This window comes from Cognatiluteimonas lumbrici, from assembly GCF_006476065.1.
Taxonomy (GTDB): Bacteria; Pseudomonadota; Gammaproteobacteria; order Xanthomonadales; family Xanthomonadaceae; genus Cognatiluteimonas; species Cognatiluteimonas lumbrici.
Genome location: NZ_ML636798.1, coordinates 266,674 through 282,755, shown reverse-complemented (window position 1 = coordinate 282,755; position 16,082 = coordinate 266,674). Strand labels below are relative to the sequence as shown.

Genomic DNA, 16,082 nt, shown 5'->3' with positions numbered 1-16,082 from the left:
CGCCTACTTCACGCGCGAGACGTATTCGCCGGAGCGGGTGTCGACCTTGATCACCTCGTCCTGGCCGACGAACAGCGGCACGCGCACCACCGCGCCGGTCTCCAGCGTGGCCGGCTTGCCGCCGCCGCCCGAGGTGTCGCCGCGCACGCCGGGATCGGTCTCGGTGATCTTCAGCTCGACGAAGTTCGGCGGGGTGACCATGATCGGGGTGCCGTTGAACAGCGTCACCACGCACTCCTCCTCGCCCTTCAGCCACTTCTCGGCGCCGCCCATGCCGGCCTTGTCGGCCTGCACCTGCTCGAAGGTCTCGGGGTTCATGAAGTGCCAGTACTCGCCGTCGGAGTACAGATACTGCATGTCGGTGTCCACGACGTCGGCCGACTCCAGCGAGTCGGTCGCCTTCATGGTGATCTCCTGCACCCGGCCGGTGCGGATCTGGCGGTACTTGACGCGGGTGAAGGCCTGGCCCTTGCCCGGCTTGACGTATTCGGTGTCGGTGATGATCGCCGGCTCGTTGTTGACCAGGATCTTCTGTCCGTTCTTGACGTCGTTCATGCCGAGGGTGGCCATCGATGCTCCTGCTGTGCTGCCGCGCGGGGCGTGGCCCGCGGACGGTTAAAATGGGTCGGCCATGATACCTGCTGCCTCCCCCGCCCTGCAGCTTGCTCCCCGGGAGCCATCCCCCGCGGAGGCGGTGCGCCCGCCCGCGGACTGGAAGCGCGAATGGCGCGAGGCCGTGCGCGATCCGCGCGAGCTGCTGGCGATGCTCGACCTCGGCCACCTCGCCGGGGGCCTGTCGGCCGCTGCCGCGGCGGCGTTCCCGCTGCGGGTCCCGCGCGCCTTCGTCGCGCGCATGCGCCCGGGCGACCCGGCCGACCCGCTGCTGCGCCAGGTGCTGCCGGTGCTGGACGAGGACCGGGTGGTTCCGGGCTTCGGCCTCGATGCCGTCGGCGACGGCGCGGCGACGACCAGCCCGGGGGTGATCCGCAAGTACCGCGGCCGCGCGCTGCTGGTGGCGACCGGCTCGTGCGCGATCAACTGCCGCTACTGCTTCCGCCGCCACTTCCCCTACGCCGAACAGGCGGCTGCCGCCAACCACTGGCGCGACGCGGTGGCCGCGATCGCCGCCGACGCGACGATCGAGGAAGTCATCCTGTCCGGCGGCGACCCGCTGTCGCTGGCCACCCCCAAGCTCGCCGAGCTGACCGCGGCGCTCGCCGGCATCCCGCACCTGCGCCGGCTGCGCATCCACACCCGGCTGCCGATCGTGCTGCCCGCGCGGGTGGACCGCGACCTGCTCGCCTGGCTGCGCGGGCAGCCGTGGCCGGTGACGGTGGTGGTGCACGCCAACCACGCCAACGAATTCGACCCGGCGGTGGACGCGGCGCTGACGGCCTTGCGCGACGCCGGCGCCACCCTGCTCAACCAGGCAGTGCTGCTGCGCGGGGTCAACGATTCGGTGGAGGCGCTGGCCGCCTTGTGCGAGCGCGGCTTCGCCGCAGGGGTGCTGCCCTACTACCTGCACCAGCTCGACCGCGTCGCCGGCGCGGCGCATTTCGAGGTGCCGGACGAACGCGCGCGCGCGCTGCATGCAGGGCTGGCCGCGCGTCTGTCCGGCTACCTGGTGCCGCGGCTGGTGCGCGAGGTCGCCGGGGACCCCGGGAAGCGCCCGCTGTGACCGTGGTCATGCCATGGCCCGGCCGCTGAAGGCGGCATTGGACGTTACAGTGGCCATCCTGTAGAAATCGCTGGACCATGGCGAACGGACCCGACCAAGCGCTGCGCCTGATCATCGTCGACGACAGCGTCGAGGCGGCCGAGGCGATCGTCAGCACCCTGCGCAACGCAGGCGTGGCCGTGCGCCCGTCGCGCCCGGAGTCGGTGGACGCGCTGGGCGCGCAGCTCGCGGCGCAGCCGATGGACCTGGCGCTGGTCGCGCAGGACGCGGCCAGCGTGCCGCTGCAGGACGTGATCGACTGCATCAAGGCCAGCGGCAAGGACCTGCCGGTGGTCGTGGTCGTGGACCAGGTGGACGACGCCGCGCTGACCCGCGCCCTCGCCAACGGCGTGCGCGGCATCGCCCTGCGCCACCAGCCGCAGCAGCTGCTGGGCGTGGTCCGCACCGAGTGGAGCGACCTCGAGGCCCGGCGCGCGCTGCGCAGGCTCGAGGCCCAGGTGCGCGAGACCGAACGCCGCTGCGACGCCCTGATCGAATCCTCGCGCGACCCCATCGCCTACATCCACGAGGGCATGCACATCCGCGCCAACGCGGCGTACATGGAGATGTTCGGCTTCGAGTCGTTCGACGACCTCGAGGGCATGTCGCTGCTGGACATGGTCGCGCCCAAGCACGTGGACGGCTTCCGCAACCTGCTCAAGGGCCTGAGCAAGGGCGAGGCGCCGCCGCCGCGCTACGAGCTCGAGGCCCGCGACGGCGAAGGCAACCCGTTCCCGGCGGTCATGGAATTCACCCCGGCCAGCTACGAGGGCGAGCCCTGCCTGCAGGTGATCTTCCGCCGCCAGGAGCTGGATCCCGAGCTGGCGAAGGAAGTCGAGGAACTGCGCCAGCGCGACCAGGTCACAGGCCTGCTCAACCGTCCGACCTTCCTGCACACGCTCGAGGACGCGGTGGCCGATGCCGCGCAGCGCCAAGGCCAGTACGGCCTGCTGCTGGTCGAACCGGACCACTACCAGCGCCTGCTGCAGGAGATCGGCCTGGATTCGGCCGACGCCCTGCTGCGCGGCCTGGCCGAGCGCCTGCAGGGCGTGCTCGGCGCGGACGCGACCGCGGCGCGCTTCGGCGAACACACCCTGGCCGCGCTCGCGCGCGGCGACCACGTCGCCACCGAGGCGCTGGCCGAGAAGATCCGCGAAGCCTTCGCCTCGCACGTGGTCGAGATCGGCGAGCGCTCGGCCGCGATCACCGTGAGCATCGGCGGCGTGCAGATCGGCGAGAAGATCGCCAGCGTCAGCCAGGTGCTGAACAAGGCCATCGAGGGCGTGCAGGCCTCGGCCAACGTCGGCGGCAACCGCTTCGGCATCTTCGACCCGGGCGCGGTGGACCGCGCCGAGCAGGAACGCATCGACGCCTGGGTCACGCACCTGCGCGACGCGCTCGACAACGACCGTTTCCTGCTCCACTACCAGCCGGTGATCAGCCTGCAGGGCGAGACCCGCGCGATGTACGAGGCCTACATCCGCCTCGACGTCGGCGCCGGCGAGATGGTGCCGCCGCTGAGCTTCCAGCAGATCGCCGAGGAACACGGCCTGCTGTGGGAGATCGACCGCTGGGTGGTCGGGCGCGCGATCAAGGTCATCGGCGAACAGCAGCAGGCCGGCAAGGACGTCACCCTGCTGGTCAAGATCACCCAGGCCTCGCTGGCCGACGACACCCTGGCCAAGTTCGTCGGCGAGCGGCTCGCGGCGACCGGCGTGGCCGGCGAGCGCCTGATCCTGCAGTTGCCGGAGGCGAAGGTGTTCACGCACCTGCGCGCGGCGCAGGAATTCGCGGCGGCGATCACCGCCTGCGGCTGCCTGGTGGGGCTGGAGCAGTTCGGCGTGGGCCTGGATTCGTTCCAGCTGCTGTCGCACTTCGACCCGGCCTACCTGAAGCTGGACCGCAGCTTCACGGAGGACCTGCCGAAGAACCAGGCGAGCCAGCAGCGGGTGGCGGAGATTGCGGAGAAGGCGCGCAGCCTGGGCATCCGCAGCATCGCGGAGTTCGTGCAGGATGCTTCCAGCATGGCGATCCTGTTCTCCGCCGGCATCGACTTCGTCGAGGGCAACTTCCTGGCGCCTGCGGGGCCGGAAATGAGCTACGACTTCGAGTAGTCGGGGTTGCGTAGCCGGGTCAGTGCGATTGGAGGGAGGGCCGGGGCGCGCACCCGCCTTTGGCGGGCACACACCCCGACCCACTGACCCTTTCGCGGGCGGCTCCGTGTCTGGGGGGAGTGGGGAACAAGCTCACGACCTCGCACACGCGACGCGTCCTGCCCCAACGCACTCTTTCCCGACATGGTGAAAAACACCATGCCGCATTCGCGCCTGGATCCAGCAGCGCCGCCGGCGCCCCGAGGTCGTGAGCTTGTTCCCCCCGAAGCCGGAGCCAGACCAAGCGCAGGCGCCGTGTCAATGGGGGTGGAGGGTGTGCACGGCCCTGCGCCGTGCGCGCCCTCCACCCCCTGACTCAAACGTACAACCCCGCGCTTGACCTACGCGACCACAGACTTCTGCAGTGCTTCTATGCGCTCTTCAAGCGGCGGATGCGACATGAAGAGGCGCCGCAGCCCGTGCCCGATCCCGCCCGAGATCCCGAACGCCTGCACCGCCTTCGGCAGCGTGTTGACGCCCTGGTTGCGCTGCAGCGCCTGCAGCGCCGAGATCATCTTGCCGCGACCGGCAAGCGAAGCGCCGCCCGCGTCCGCCCGGAACTCGCGGCGGCGCGAGAACCACATCACAATGATGCTCGCCAGCAGCCCGAACACCAGGTCCAGCACGATCACCACCGCGAAATAGCCGATGCCACCGCCGCCGTTGTCGCGGCCGCCGCTCAGGTAGCCGTCCACCACCCGGCCGACCACCCGCGCCAGCACGATCACGAAGGTGTTCAGCACGCCCTGCAGCAGCGCCATGGTCACCATGTCGCCGTTGGCCACGTGGCTGACCTCGTGCGCCAGCACCGCCTCGGCCTGGTCGCGGTCCATCGCCCGCAGCAGGCCGGTGGATACCGCCACCAGCGCATTGTTGCGGTTGGCACCGGTGGCGAAGGCGTTGATCTCCGGCGCGTCGTAGATGGCCACCTCCGGCATGCCGATGCCGGCGCGCTCGGCCTGCCGCCGGACCGTGGCCAGCAGCCACTGCTCGGCCTCGTTGCGCGGCGTGTCGATCACGTGCGCGCCGGTGCTGCGCTTGGCGATCCACTTCGACATCAGCAGCGACACGAACGCGCCGCCGAAGCCGAACAGTCCGGCCATCACCAGCAGCCCGGTGAAGTCCTGGGGATTGACGCCGAGGACGGCCATCACCACGCTGACCAGGACCAGCACCGCGAGGTTGGTGGCGACGAACAATGCGACCCGCTTGAACATGCAATGCTTCCAGCACGCCGCGCGACGGCGCGGCTCCACCCGGGAAGTGTGGCTGCCGCGCGCTGAATGCAAGTCCACATGACCAAGGCCCCGACACCCACCCACCCCGGCTACCGCGGCCGCTTCGCGCCCTCGCCGACCGGGCCCCTGCACCTGGGCTCGCTGCTGGCGGCGCTCGGCAGCTGGCTGCTCGCCCGCCACCACCGCGGCGAGTGGCTGGTACGGATGGAGGACCTGGACCCGCCGCGCGAGATCCCCGGCGCCGCGGACGCGCAACTGCGCGCGCTCGCCGCCTTCGGGCTCGAATCCGATGCCCCGGTGCTGTGGCAGTCCACCCGCGGCGATGCCTACCGGGCCGCGCTCGAACGCCTGCGCGGGCGCGGGCATGCCTTCGACTGCCACTGCAGCCGCGCCGACCTCGCCGACGCCGGGGGCATCCACCGGGCCTGCGTCCCCGGGGCGCGCCGCGAGGGCCCCGCGGTGCGCTTCCGGGTGCCGCCCGGCAGCCGCGTCGCCTTCGACGACGCCATCCAGGGCCGTTTCGGGCAGGACGTCGCCGCGGCGGTCGGCGACTTCGTGGTGCGCCGCGCCGACGGACCCTGGGCATACCAGCTCGCGGTGGTGGTGGACGACGCCGAGCAGGGGATCACCGACGTGGTGCGCGGCGCCGACCTGCTCGACTCGACCCCGCGACAGATCCTCCTGCAGCGCGCGCTCGGCCTGCCCGAACCGCGCTACGCCCACCTGCCGCTGGTGCTCGACGACGACGGGCGCAAGCTGTCGAAGTCGCTGGCCGGCACGCCAGTGGATCCCGCCGACCCGTTGCCGGCGCTGCGCGCGGCATGGCGCCTGCTGGGCCAGCCGCCGCGCGCGCTGGACGGCGCCGGCGCGGTGGACGCGGCGCTGCGGCTGGCACGCGCGCATTTCGACCCGGCGGCCATCCCGCGCATGAACGCCATGCCCACCCCCGGTGTCGATCCATGACTTGCGGCACTCGCGCCACGGGCACCGCCTGCTTGCAAGCGCTGCTGCACTGCGCCATGCTCGGGGCACAGCACGGGGGATAGCGCATGAGCGTCCGCGTCATCAAGAAGTATCCGAACCGCCGCCTGTACGACACGGAGATCTCGAGTTACATCACCATCGAGGATGTCCGCCAGCTCGTCGTCGACGGAGAGGCGTTCGAAGTGCGCGACGCGCGCAGCGGCGAGGACCTCACCCGCTGCGTGATGCTGCAGATCATCGCCGAACACGAGCAGGCCGGCGAACCCGTGCTCTCCACCGCCACCCTCGCCGGCATCATCCGGCTCTACGGCGACAGCCTGCAGGGATGCGTCGGCAGTTACCTCGAGCATTGCATGCAGCAGTTCCTCGCGCAGGAGCGGCAACTGCGCGAGGACGCTGGCGCGGGCGGCGCCCAGCAACCCTGGGCGATGATGAACCAGCTCACCGAGCGCAACCTGGAGCAGTGGAACGAGTTCCAGCAGGGCCTGCTCGGCGGCCTGGGCCGCGGCACCGCGCGCGTGCGCTGAGCACCGCGGCAGCGCCGGCGGCGCGCTACATCGCCGGAGCCGTCGTCCCGGAAGCCTCGCAGAAGCGGTCGCGGTACTCCAGCGCCTTGGGCATGAGCGCCTGCAAGCGTTCGATGCGCGTCCCCGGGTCGGGGTGGGTCGACGCGTATTCCGGCTGGCTGCTGCCGCCCGAGGCCGCTTCCATGCGCTGCCACAGCGGGATCGCCTCGTTCGGATCGAAGCATGCGGCCGCGGCCAGCATCAGCCCCATCTCGTCGGCCTGGGTTTCCTGCTTGCGCGCGTACGGCAGCGCGCGGCCGTAACCGTAGACCGCCATCACCGCCTGCATCTGCTGCGCGTCCATGCCGCTCACGGCGCCGGCCATCTGCCCGATCTGGGCCAGGCGCTGCTCGGTCATGCGTTGCGCGCCGTGGCGCAGGAGCGCATGCGAGATCTCGTGGCCCATCACCACCGCCATCGCGTCGGCGTTCTGCGCCACCGGCACCAGCCCCGTGTACACGGCCATCTTGCCGCCGGGCAGGCAGAACGCATTGGCCTGCTCGGACGGGATCACCGCCACGTCCCATTCGAAGTGCCGTTCGATGTGCGGCGAGGTCATGCCGTGCTCCGCCGCCAGCGCGTCCTCGACCTCGGGCACCTTGGCGATCAGGCGCTGCGCGATCTCCGACACCTGGCGCGAGATCTCGGCGTTGTCGTCCAGCGGCGGCTCCTGCGCCAGGATCTCCCGGAACGCCTGCAGGCCGAGGGCCTTCTCGTCCTGCGGGGTGATGCTCTCGTCGATCAGCACGGTCTCGCCGGTGTACGGATCGGTGCTGCGGTTGGAGAACCAGTACCAGGCCGCGTAGCCGGCGAACAGGATCAGCACCCACCAGCGCAGCCCGCCGCCGCGCCGGCGCCGGGGGCCCTGCTGTCCGTTGCCGAGGGGATCCTGTCGCATGCGCCGCTCCTTGTCCGATCCGGGGCTAGAGGTCGCGCACCACCCGGAAGCCGAGCCGTGCGTTGGTGGTGTCGGCGTCCGCCGGCGCGCGCCACGCCGAGCGCGTCTGCGCCGGGGCGCTGGCCCAGGCGCCGCCGCGCATCACCCGCGTGCGGCAGCCCGGGTTGACCCAGGCGCCGCCGTCCGCGGGCGCGCGGCGGTAGCCATCGTGCCAGCAGTCCGCCACCCACTCGCTGACGTTGCCTGCGACATCGTGAAGACCGTATGCATTGGCCTCGAAGCTGGCCACCGGCGCGGGGCCCCAGTGGCCGTCGCCGTAGTCCATGAAGGCATTGTTCCAGCGGCGGCCGCCGGGGCCGCGGTCGTGCTCGCCGGTGAAGTTCCCGGCGCGCGGCGGCGGCGCGCCGTCGCCCCAGGGGAAACGCGCCTGGCTGCCCGCGCGCAGCGCGTACTCGAACTCCGCCTCGCTCGGCAGCCGGTAGCGGCGGCCGCTGCGCTTGCTCAGCCATTCGGCGTAGGCGTCGGCGTCGCGCGCGCTGACGTGCAGCACCGGCATGTCGCCGCTCGCGACCCTGCCGTCGTAGCCGTGGCGCCAGTCCACCCCGTTGCGGCGCACGAAGTTGCCGTTGCGCGGCTCGTAGACCATCGAGTGCCCGCGGCGCTCGGCGGTCGTGCGATGCCCGGTGGCGGTGATGAAGCGCCGGAACTGGTCGACCGTGACCTCGGTACGCGACATCGCGAAGCCGCGCGCGAAGCGGATGTAGTGCGCCGGACGCTCGCTATCGCTGGCGCCGTCCTCGTCGTCGGCCGCGCCCATGCGGAAGGCGCCGTGCGGCACCACCACCATTTCCGGACCACGGCCGCCTGCGCCGATCGCGTCGGTGAAGGCCTGGCCGGGATGGAACCAGCCGTAGTGCGTGACCAGGTCGATGCGCGTGCGCAGTTCGGCCGCCGCCGGGCTTCCGGGCTCGGCGATGCGCAGCAGCTCGTCCAGGCGCGCACGCGCGGTATCCAGCGCCGCGTCGCGGTCGCGGCCCTGCAGCGCCCTCAGCCCCTGGTCGCGCAAGTCCGCGACGCGCGCCCGGCGCACCGCGGCGATGCGCTCGCGCGCGTCGACGATGGTGGCGTCGCCGGGGCGCACGCCGTCGGCGAGCTCCAGCCACGCGGCGGCGTTGTCGAAATCGCTGCGCGCGGCCGCTTCCTCGGCGCGCCGGATCAGCCCGCTCTCGACCGCGGCCAGCCCCTGCAGCGCGCGCGGCTGCCCCGGCTGGATGCGCAGCGCCTCGTGCAGCCTGGCCAGCGCACCGCCGCCGGATTCGCCGAGGTTGCCGGCGCGGATGTCGGCTTCGGCGCCGGCATTGAGGTCCCACAGCCGGTCGGCGCGGTCCACCCGCGCCAGGTAGGCGCGCACCGCCTCGTTGCCGGGCGCGGCGACCCGCGCGACGGCGGCGACCACGTGCGCGTGGCGCAGCGCGTCGGCGGAATCGCCCGCGTCGCGCAGCGCAGCGTCGCCTTCCGCGAGGAGCGCGACCACCGCGGCGGCCAGCCCGCGGGTCGCCTCGGGATCGCCGGGGGCCGCCTCGAGGATCTCGAGGTAGAGCGGGATCGCCGCGTCCGCGCCTTCGTGCAGGCGGCCTTCGGCCAGCGCCGCGGCGGCACGCTCGCGCGCGTCCGCCAGCGCATCCGGCGCGATCTCCACCTCGGGCACTTCCCAGGTGAGCGTGCGTGCCAGGCGGTCGTCGCCGGACACCTCGACCCGCCCGCCGTCGCCGGCGTCGGCCTGGCGGTCGCCGTCGGCGTCGCGCCGGCACGCGGCCACCGCGAGCACGACCAGCATGGCGAAGAGGGCGATCCGGGCAAGGCGCACAGCCGGAAAGCTAACAGGTTGGCGCGGGTGGCGGTACGTTACGCTTGGCGGGTGAATCTCTGGATCGAAGACCCCAAGGAACTGTCCGCGCGCCTGGCCGATGCGCCGCCACGGGTGGGTATGGACACCGAATTCGTGCGCGAGCGCACCTGGTGGCCGCGGCTGGCGCTGGTCCAGCTCGCGGTCGGCGACGACATCCTGCTCGCCGACCCGCTGGCACCCGGGATCGGCGAAGCGCTGGCGCCGCTGCTCGCCGACCCGGCAGTCCTCAAGGTGATGCACAGCGCCAGCGAGGACCTGGTCGCGCTCAAGCGCGGCTGCGGCGTGGTCCCGGCGCCGCTGTTCGACACCCAGGTGGCGGCGGCGCTGGCCGGGGTCGGCGCGGGCATCGGCTACCAGCGGCTGGTGCTGGACACCACCGGAAGCACGCTGCCGAAGGGCGAGACCCGCTCGGACTGGCTGCGCCGGCCGTTGTCGTCCTCCCAGCTCGAGTACGCGGCCGACGACGTGCTCCACCTCGACGCGCTGCACGCCGACCTGGAGCGGCGCCTGCGCGAGCTCGACCGGCTCGAGTGGCTGGCCGAGGACTGCGCGCGCATGGTCGCCGGCGCGCGCGACGACGCGCTCGACCGCTGGCCGCACCTGGGCATGCGCGCGGCGCAGTTCATGGATGCCGAAGGGCAGCGGCGACTGCTGCGGCTGCTGCGCTGGCGCGACGCCTACGCCCGCGACCACGACCGCCCGCGCGGTTGGATCCTGGACAACGAACTGGCGGCGAGCCTGGCCCGGAACCCGCCCGCGGACCGTGCCGGGCTGCAGCGCCAGCTCGAAGCCACGCCCAAGGCGCCGCGCAACCTGGGCGACGCGATCTGGGCGGCCCTGCAGGCGCCGCTGCCGGACGAGGCCGAGGCGCCGGAAGTGCGCAGCGGCGAGCGCGACAAGGCGCTCCTGCGCAGCCTGCAGGACGCGGTGTCCACGCTCGCGGCCGAGCACGGGCTGCCCGAGGGCGTGCTGGCCTCGAAGCGCTGGCTGCAGGCCCTGCTCGACCGGCGCGCGCGCGGCGACGCACGCTGGCCCGGTGCGCTCGCGGGCTGGCGCCGGCGGCTGCTGGAGCCGCGGTTGGCGCCATTGCTGCCGGAGTGAAAACCGCTGGCGGCGCGCAAGTCGGCCCCGTATAATGCGCGGCTTCACGTGGGGCGGTAGCTCAGCTGGGAGAGCGTCGCGTTCGCAATGCGAAGGTCGAGGGTTCGATCCCCTTCCGCTCCACCACCAACGTGAAAGGCCCGGTCACCGACCGGGCCTTTTGCTTTCCGGGGGAGGTCGCGGCGCCAGCGCCGGTCCTACATGGTGTGGGTCGGCTTGTCGGCGTTGAAGCCGGCCAGCAGCGCCTCGATGCGCCCGCGCAGGGCCTCGTTCTCTCCGCCCTCGGCGAACTGCACGCCGATGCCCGCCGCGCGCCCGCCCTGGGCGGCCAACGGCGTCACCCACGCGACCTTGCCCGGCACCGGGATGCGCTCGCTGGACTCGGGCAGGGTCAGCACCAGGAACACCTCGTCGCCGAGCGCGAAGCGGCGGTTGGTGGGCACGAACACGCCGCCCTGGCGCAGGAACGGCATCCACGACTGGTGCAGGTGCGCCTTGTCCTTCAGGGCCAGCGACAGGAAGCCCTTGCCGCCACCGGCTGCCGCTGCATTGACCATCACTTCGCCCCCTTGCCGTCGAGCAACTTCCAGTCCAACAACAGTTCCGCCACCGCGAGCTCGGCGCGCACCGTGGTGCGCAGCAGCGCGACGGTGCGGTTCGCGGCGTCGAACCAGGCGGCCAGCCTGCGGGTTCGGCCGGGATCGGTCAAGCGCCCGCCGTCGAGCTTCGCCGCTTCCCGCTGCGCCAGGTCGGCGGCGAAGCGCAGCCGCAGCGGCGCGTTGGCGTCGGCGACCCAGGCCTGCGCGGTGGCCGCCGGCGCGGCCTGCCCGCGGGCGATCCGCGCGAGGTCGTCGGCGACCTCCCGGCGCAGCGCCAGCACGCCCTCGCGCAGCCAGGCATCGGCCAGGCCGGGATGGCCGCGGGCGGCGTCCAGCGCCTCCCCGGCCTCGCCCTCCGCGTGCCCGCGCGCGCGCAGCCAGGCCAGCGACTCCGCGGCCGGCGGCAGGCGGAACTCGAGCTGCTGGCAGCGGCTGCGGATGGTCGCCGGCAGGCGCGCCGGGTCGGCCGCCACCAGCCACAGGTAGCGCCCCGGCTGCGGCTCCTCCAGGGTCTTCAGCAGCGCGTTGAAGGCGGCGTGGTTGATGGCATCGGCGGGCTCGACGATCGCCACTTGGGCGTCGCCCATCTGCGGCGTCAGCGACAGCTTGCGCGACAGTTCGCGGACCTGTTCGATCACGATTTCGGTGCGCGGCTTGCCGGTGCGCTCGTTGGTGGCGTAGCCGACGAACCAGGCGTCGGGATGGCCGGGCTTGCCGTCGGGATGGGCAAGGCTGCCGTCGGGACGCAGCTCCACCGGATCGGACTGCGAGCGCGCGCGGAACAGCGTGCAGCTGCGGCACCTGCCGCAGGCGTCGCCGCCCGGCGCGCGCGCCAGGCAGAGCACGCGCTGCGCCAGGCGCTCGGCGACCGCGCGCTTGCCCAGCCGCGCCGGGCCGCAGAACAGCAGCGCATGGCCCATGCGTCCGGCGTCGAGCGCCGCCGCGGCCTGGTCGTACGCGCGTTGCTGCCAGGGCGCGAAGCCGGCGTCGCTCATTGCGACGCCTGCCATGCGCGCAACAGCGCGACCGCCTCGGCGGCGACGGTCGCCGCGGGCTGTGCGGCGTCGAGCACGCGGAAGCGCCCGGGCTCGGCCGCGGCCCGGGCCAGGAACACGGCGCGGGCGCGCTCGAAGAAGCCGTCGCGCTCGCGCTCGATGCGGTCGGCGTCGCCGTTGCGTCCGTGCGCGCGGGCCCGGCCCTCGGACACGGCAAGGTCGAGCAGCAGCGTCAATCCCGGACGGAAGCCGACCACGCGGCGCTCCAGTTCCGCGATCAGCCCCTCGTCGAGGCCACGGCCGCCGCCCTGGTAGGCGTAGCTGGAATCGGTGAAGCGGTCGCTCAGCACCCAGGCGCCGCGGCGCAGCGCCGGCAGCACCGTCTCGCGCACGTGCTGGGCGCGCGAGGCGAACATCAGCAGCAGCTCGGCCTCGGCGGTGGGCGGTTCGTGCTCGGGATCGAGCAGCAGGTCGCGGATCCGTTCGGCCAGCGGGGTGCCGCCGGGCTCGCGCGTGCACACCACCTCGTGGCCCTGGGCGCGCAGCGCATCGCGCAGCGCCTCCAGCACCGTGGTCTTGCCGGCGCCCTCGCCGCCTTCCAGCGTCACCAGCCGCGGCTCGGTGCGCAGCAGGCCGTCGTCGGCGTGCTTCATCGCGCGTCCCGCCGCGCACGGTAGTTGCGCAGGTACGCGCGCACCGCCGCCTGGTGCTCGGCCAGGGTGCGGCTGAACACGTGCCGGCCGCTGCCGTCGCCGACCGCCACGAAGTACAGCGCGTCGCCGTCGTCCGGGTGGGTGGCCGCGTGCAGCGCGTCGGCGCCGGGCATCGCGATCGGCGTCGGCGGCAGCCCGGTGCGGGTGTAGGTGTTGTAGGGAGTGTCGGTGCGCAGGTCGGCGCGGCGGATGTTGCCCTGGTAGGCCTCGCCCATGCCGTAGATCACGGTCGGGTCGGTCTGCAGCTTCATGCCCTTCTGCAGGCGGCGCACGAACACGCCGGCGATCCGCGGCCGTTCCTCCGGCACGCCGGTCTCCTTCTCGACGATCGAGGCCAGCACCAGCGCCTCCTCGGCGGAGGCCAGCGGCAGGCCGGGGGCGCGGCTGGCCCACGCGCGCTCCAGCGCGGCGTCCATCGCGTCGTAGGCGCGGCGCAACAGGTCGAGGTCGCTGTCGCCGCGGGTGTAGTGGTAGGTCTCGGGCAGGAACCGGCCTTCCGGATGCACGCCGGCGTGGCCGAGCGCGGCCATCAGCGCGGCGTCGTCCATGTCGGCGGTTTCCTGCAGCAACGGTTCCGCCCGGGCCAGGGCCGCGCGCAACTCGCGCACGTTCCAGCCCTCGACGATGGTGAAGCGGTGGCTGACGACCTTGCCGTCGCGCAGGTCCGCGAGCAGCCGCCGCGGGGTGATGCCCGGCGCGAGCGCGTATTCGCCGACCTGGATGCGGCCGGCGGCGCCCATCTGCCGCGCCAGCAGGCGCCACTCCAGGTCGTGGCCGCCACGCGCGCCGGCCTCGCGCAGCTTGCGCAGCACCGTGTTGAACGAGTCGCCGCGCTCGATGGTGATGCTCGCGCCCTGCTCGAGGCCGGCGACCGGGGTGTCGGCGAAGCCGTGGTAGCGGTCGAACGCCCAGAACGCGAGCGCGCCGGCCAGCAGCGCGGTGATGACGAACAGGGCGCCGATGCCGCGGCGGGTCTTGCGTCGGGAACTCACGTGTCCGGATCGTCCATTGCAAAGGCGGGGTGCAGCCGCGCCAGGGTCCGCCGCGCATCGGCCACCGCGGGATGCGGCGGCCAGTCGCGCGCCCCGGCGCGGGCCACGGGCAGGATACCCCGCACCGCGTTGCACAGGAAAACCGCGTCGGCCGATTCCACCTCGGCGACCGACAGGCGCGCCTCGCGTGCCCGGAGCGGCTCGATCAACGCGCCGCGGCAGGTGCCGGCCACGCCGCAGTCGTCCACCGGCGGCGTCAGCCAGGCGCCGTCGCGCAGCACGAACAGGTTGGCCGCAATGCCGGCCACCACCCTTCCCTCGCCGTCGCGCAGCAGCCCCTCGTCGGCGCCGGCGCGGTCGCATTCCGCGCGCGCCAGCACCTGTTCCAGCCGGTTGCAGTGCTTGAGGCCGGCCAGCAGCGGCTGCCGCGCGAGCCGGATGGTGCACCAGTGCAGCACCAGCGGTCCCGGCGGCGGCGCGGGCAACGGATGGCGCGAAACGATCCATTCCGGCGCTGCATCGGGGTCGGGCGCATAACCGCGGCCGCCGGCGCCCCGCGCCAGCAGCAGCTTGAGCACGCCGTCGCCACCGTCGGCGAACAGCGAGGTGGCAGCTTCGCGCACCTGCCCTTCCCCCGGCAATGCGATCCCCAGGCGCTTCGCGCCGAGCGACAGCCGCGCCCAGTGCACGTCCCACCAGGGCACAGAGCCGCGGTGCACGCGCAGGGTCTCGAACAGGCCGTCGCCGTAGGCCATGGCGCGGTTGCCGGGGGCGACGGCGTCGACTTCGCGCTCGCCGCGGAAGATGCGCACGCTCATCCCGGCACCCCCAGCGCGCGCAGCATGCCGCGTGCCTTGGCGCGGGTCTCCTCGAGTTCGCGCTCCGGGTCGGAGTCGGCGACGATGCCGGCCCCGGTGCGGAAGCGCAGCAGGCTGCCGCCGGGCGCACCGGGCTCGAGTTCGGCGCTGCGGATCAGGATGTTGAGGTCGAGGTCCCCGTCGCGGTTGAGCCAGCCGAAGGCGCCGGTATAGGCGCCGCGGCCCTGCCCCTCGAGCTCGGCGATCACCTGCATGCATCGCACCTTGGGGCAGCCGGTGATGGTGCCGCCCGGGAACACCGCGCGCACCACCTCGCCGGGCGTCGCGCCGGCGCGCAGGCGCCCGCGCACGTTGCTGACGATGTGGTGGACGTGGGCGTAGCTCTCGACCGTCATCAGCTCGTCCACCTCGACGCTGCCCGGCGTGCACACGCGGCCGAGGTCGTTGCGCTCGAGGTCGATCAGCATCACATGCTCGGCGCGTTCCTTGGGGTGGCCGACCAGCTCGCGCATGCGCGCGGCATCGTCGTCGCCGGGGAAGCGCGCGCGGGTGCCGGCGATCGGGCGCGTCTCCACCACTTCCCCGCGCACCGAGACCAGGCGTTCGGGAGAGGCGCTGGCGATCGCCCAGCCTTCGCCCGCGAACACCCCGGCGAACGGCGCCGGGTTGTGCTCGCGCAGGCGCGCGAACAGCGCGGCAGGTTCGACCGCGCCGTCGAAGCGTGCCTTCCAGGCGCGCGAGATGTTGGCCTGGAACACATCGCCCGCGGCCAGGTAGTCCAGCACCCGGCGCACGCCGTCGGTGAAGCGCGCCGGATCGTCCTCGCGGACCGTGGCGGGCGGCGTCCACGCGGCCGGCGGCGGCAGGTCGCGCGCGGCGCGCAGGTCGGCCTCGATCGCATCGAGCATGGCCTCGTGGCCGGCCTCGGCCACGGCGACGCAGTCGCCACCGGCGCGGTCGCGCAGGATCGCCGCCGGGCAACGCACGGCGCGCGCCACCGGCAGCCCGCCGGGCGCCGGCGGCAACGACAGCACCGGTTCGACCTGGGCCGCGAGCTCGTAGGCGAGGAACAGCGCCCAACCGCCACGGAACGGCCAGCGCGGTTCCTCGCGGGGGATCCGCAGGGTCTGCCAGTCGGTGTCGAGGGCGGCGAGGAAGTCGTTGGTGGTTGGTCGCGGCGCTAGCGCCGCTCCTACAAGGGAGGTGCGGCGGAGGGTGCCGTGGCGGTCGAGTTCGAGCGATTCGCCGGTGGACGCCAGCAACAGGTCCCAGCGGCCTTGCGCGGTGCCCGCGGCGGAGGACTCGAGCAGCAGCGGGTAGCGGCCGGGCGCGAGCCGCTGCAGCGCGGGCAGGTCGCTGCCCGGGTCGAGGCTGCGGGTGACGAGCACGCGCCCGCCCG

The 16,082-nt window shown here is 73.2% G+C and carries 14 protein-coding genes, 1 tRNA gene and 1 pseudogene; 6 read left to right on the top strand and 10 right to left on the bottom strand.

Annotation, left to right across the window (positions count from 1 at the left end):
- Positions 1 to 3: 3 nt before the first annotated feature.
- Positions 4 to 570: an elongation factor P gene (gene efp, locus E4F25_RS01465; RefSeq protein WP_140908507.1), complete on the bottom strand. Its 567-nt coding sequence runs from the start codon at positions 568 to 570 to the stop codon at positions 4 to 6.
- 61 nt (positions 571 to 631) lie between these two features.
- On the opposite strand from efp, the gene epmB reads away from it, so the two are divergent.
- Both epmB and E4F25_RS01455 read left to right on the top strand, forming a co-directional pair.
- On the top strand, positions 632 to 1,678 hold the full coding sequence (gene epmB / locus E4F25_RS01460; RefSeq protein WP_140908506.1) for an EF-P beta-lysylation protein EpmB: 1,047 nt from the start codon (positions 632 to 634) through the stop codon (positions 1,676 to 1,678).
- A gap of 77 nt (positions 1,679 to 1,755) precedes the next feature.
- Entirely contained in the window at positions 1,756 to 3,831 is a 2,076-nt protein-coding gene (locus E4F25_RS01455; protein WP_140908505.1) for an EAL domain-containing protein, read from the top strand.
- Between the two features lie 380 nt (positions 3,832 to 4,211).
- Here E4F25_RS01455 and htpX read toward each other — a convergent pair whose 3' ends face one another.
- A complete protein-coding gene (htpX, locus tag E4F25_RS01450; protein ID WP_140908504.1) occupies positions 4,212 to 5,087 on the bottom strand; it encodes a protease HtpX in 876 nt (291 codons plus the stop codon).
- 78 nt (positions 5,088 to 5,165) lie between these two features.
- Between htpX and gluQRS the strand changes: the two genes are divergently transcribed.
- Positions 5,166 to 6,071 carry a tRNA glutamyl-Q(34) synthetase GluQRS gene (gluQRS, locus tag E4F25_RS01445; protein ID WP_140908503.1) on the top strand — a complete coding sequence of 302 codons (906 nt, stop codon included), beginning with the start codon at positions 5,166 to 5,168 and terminating at the stop codon, positions 6,069 to 6,071.
- A gap of 79 nt (positions 6,072 to 6,150) precedes the next feature.
- Positions 6,151 to 6,619, top strand: a pseudogene (gene phaR / locus E4F25_RS01440) (polyhydroxyalkanoate synthesis repressor PhaR).
- 25 nt (positions 6,620 to 6,644) lie between these two features.
- Here the strand turns inward: phaR and E4F25_RS01435 are convergent.
- Entirely contained in the window at positions 6,645 to 7,556 is a 912-nt protein-coding gene (locus tag E4F25_RS01435; protein ID WP_140908501.1) for a M48 family metallopeptidase, read from the bottom strand.
- Positions 7,557 to 7,581: 25 nt separating this feature from the next.
- Positions 7,582 to 9,393, bottom strand: a complete 1,812-nt coding sequence (locus E4F25_RS11565) for a formylglycine-generating enzyme family protein (protein WP_140908500.1) — start codon at positions 9,391 to 9,393, stop codon at positions 7,582 to 7,584.
- Between the two features lie 81 nt (positions 9,394 to 9,474).
- Between E4F25_RS11565 and rnd the strand changes: the two genes are divergently transcribed.
- Both rnd and E4F25_RS01420 read left to right on the top strand, forming a co-directional pair.
- On the top strand, positions 9,475 to 10,566 hold the full coding sequence (gene rnd / locus E4F25_RS11560; protein WP_140908499.1) for a ribonuclease D: 1,092 nt from the start codon (positions 9,475 to 9,477) through the stop codon (positions 10,564 to 10,566).
- Positions 10,567 to 10,616: 50 nt separating this feature from the next.
- A tRNA-Ala gene (locus E4F25_RS01420) sits at positions 10,617 to 10,692 on the top strand.
- A 71-nt stretch (positions 10,693 to 10,763) separates the two neighbouring features.
- On the opposite strand, the gene E4F25_RS01415 is transcribed toward E4F25_RS01420, so the two are convergent.
- The 6 genes from E4F25_RS01415 to E4F25_RS01390 are packed head-to-tail and all read right to left on the bottom strand — an operon-like array spanning position 10,764 to position 16,071.
- Positions 10,764 to 11,123 carry a PilZ domain-containing protein gene (locus E4F25_RS01415; RefSeq protein WP_140908498.1) on the bottom strand — a complete coding sequence of 120 codons (360 nt, stop codon included), beginning with the start codon at positions 11,121 to 11,123 and terminating at the stop codon, positions 10,764 to 10,766.
- Positions 11,123 to 12,160, bottom strand: coding sequence for a DNA polymerase III subunit delta' (locus E4F25_RS01410; RefSeq protein ID WP_140908497.1), 1,038 nt, complete (start codon positions 12,158 to 12,160; stop codon positions 11,123 to 11,125). The genes E4F25_RS01415 and E4F25_RS01410 overlap by 1 nt, the downstream gene beginning before the upstream one ends.
- Complete coding sequence (gene tmk, locus E4F25_RS01405) at positions 12,157 to 12,813, bottom strand: dTMP kinase (RefSeq protein WP_140908496.1); 657 nt, start codon at positions 12,811 to 12,813, stop codon at positions 12,157 to 12,159. The genes E4F25_RS01410 and tmk overlap by 4 nt, the downstream gene beginning before the upstream one ends.
- On the bottom strand, positions 12,810 to 13,865 hold the full coding sequence (mltG, locus tag E4F25_RS01400; RefSeq protein ID WP_181168169.1) for an endolytic transglycosylase MltG: 1,056 nt from the start codon (positions 13,863 to 13,865) through the stop codon (positions 12,810 to 12,812). The genes tmk and mltG overlap by 4 nt, the downstream gene beginning before the upstream one ends.
- Positions 13,862 to 14,683: an aminodeoxychorismate lyase gene (gene pabC, locus E4F25_RS01395; RefSeq protein ID WP_140908495.1), complete on the bottom strand. Its 822-nt coding sequence runs from the start codon at positions 14,681 to 14,683 to the stop codon at positions 13,862 to 13,864. Before pabC ends, mltG begins: the two co-directional genes overlap by 4 nt.
- Positions 14,680 to 16,071, bottom strand: coding sequence for an aminodeoxychorismate synthase component I (locus E4F25_RS01390; RefSeq protein ID WP_140908494.1), 1,392 nt, complete (start codon positions 16,069 to 16,071; stop codon positions 14,680 to 14,682). Before E4F25_RS01390 ends, pabC begins: the two co-directional genes overlap by 4 nt.
- Positions 16,072 to 16,082 lie beyond the last annotated feature (11 nt).

What these genes read in the sequence shown, in the direction of transcription:
- efp (WP_140908507.1), bottom strand. Translation starts at nt 570, where the DNA reads ATGGCCACCCTCGGCATGAACGACGTCAAGAACGGACAGAAGATCCTG.
- epmB (WP_140908506.1), top strand. Translation starts at nt 632, where the DNA reads ATGATACCTGCTGCCTCCCCCGCCCTGCAGCTTGCTCCCCGGGAGCCA.
- E4F25_RS01455 (WP_140908505.1), top strand. Translation starts at nt 1,756, where the DNA reads ATGGCGAACGGACCCGACCAAGCGCTGCGCCTGATCATCGTCGACGAC.
- htpX (WP_140908504.1), bottom strand. Translation starts at nt 5,087, where the DNA reads ATGTTCAAGCGGGTCGCATTGTTCGTCGCCACCAACCTCGCGGTGCTG.
- gluQRS (WP_140908503.1), top strand. Translation starts at nt 5,166, where the DNA reads ATGACCAAGGCCCCGACACCCACCCACCCCGGCTACCGCGGCCGCTTC.
- E4F25_RS01435 (WP_140908501.1), bottom strand. Translation starts at nt 7,556, where the DNA reads ATGCGACAGGATCCCCTCGGCAACGGACAGCAGGGCCCCCGGCGCCGG.
- E4F25_RS11565 (WP_140908500.1), bottom strand. Translation starts at nt 9,393, where the DNA reads ATGCTGGTCGTGCTCGCGGTGGCCGCGTGCCGGCGCGACGCCGACGGC.
- E4F25_RS01415 (WP_140908498.1), bottom strand. Translation starts at nt 11,123, where the DNA reads ATGGTCAATGCAGCGGCAGCCGGTGGCGGCAAGGGCTTCCTGTCGCTG.
- E4F25_RS01410 (WP_140908497.1), bottom strand. Translation starts at nt 12,160, where the DNA reads ATGAGCGACGCCGGCTTCGCGCCCTGGCAGCAACGCGCGTACGACCAG.
- tmk (WP_140908496.1), bottom strand. Translation starts at nt 12,813, where the DNA reads ATGAAGCACGCCGACGACGGCCTGCTGCGCACCGAGCCGCGGCTGGTG.
- pabC (WP_140908495.1), bottom strand. Translation starts at nt 14,683, where the DNA reads ATGAGCGTGCGCATCTTCCGCGGCGAGCGCGAAGTCGACGCCGTCGCC.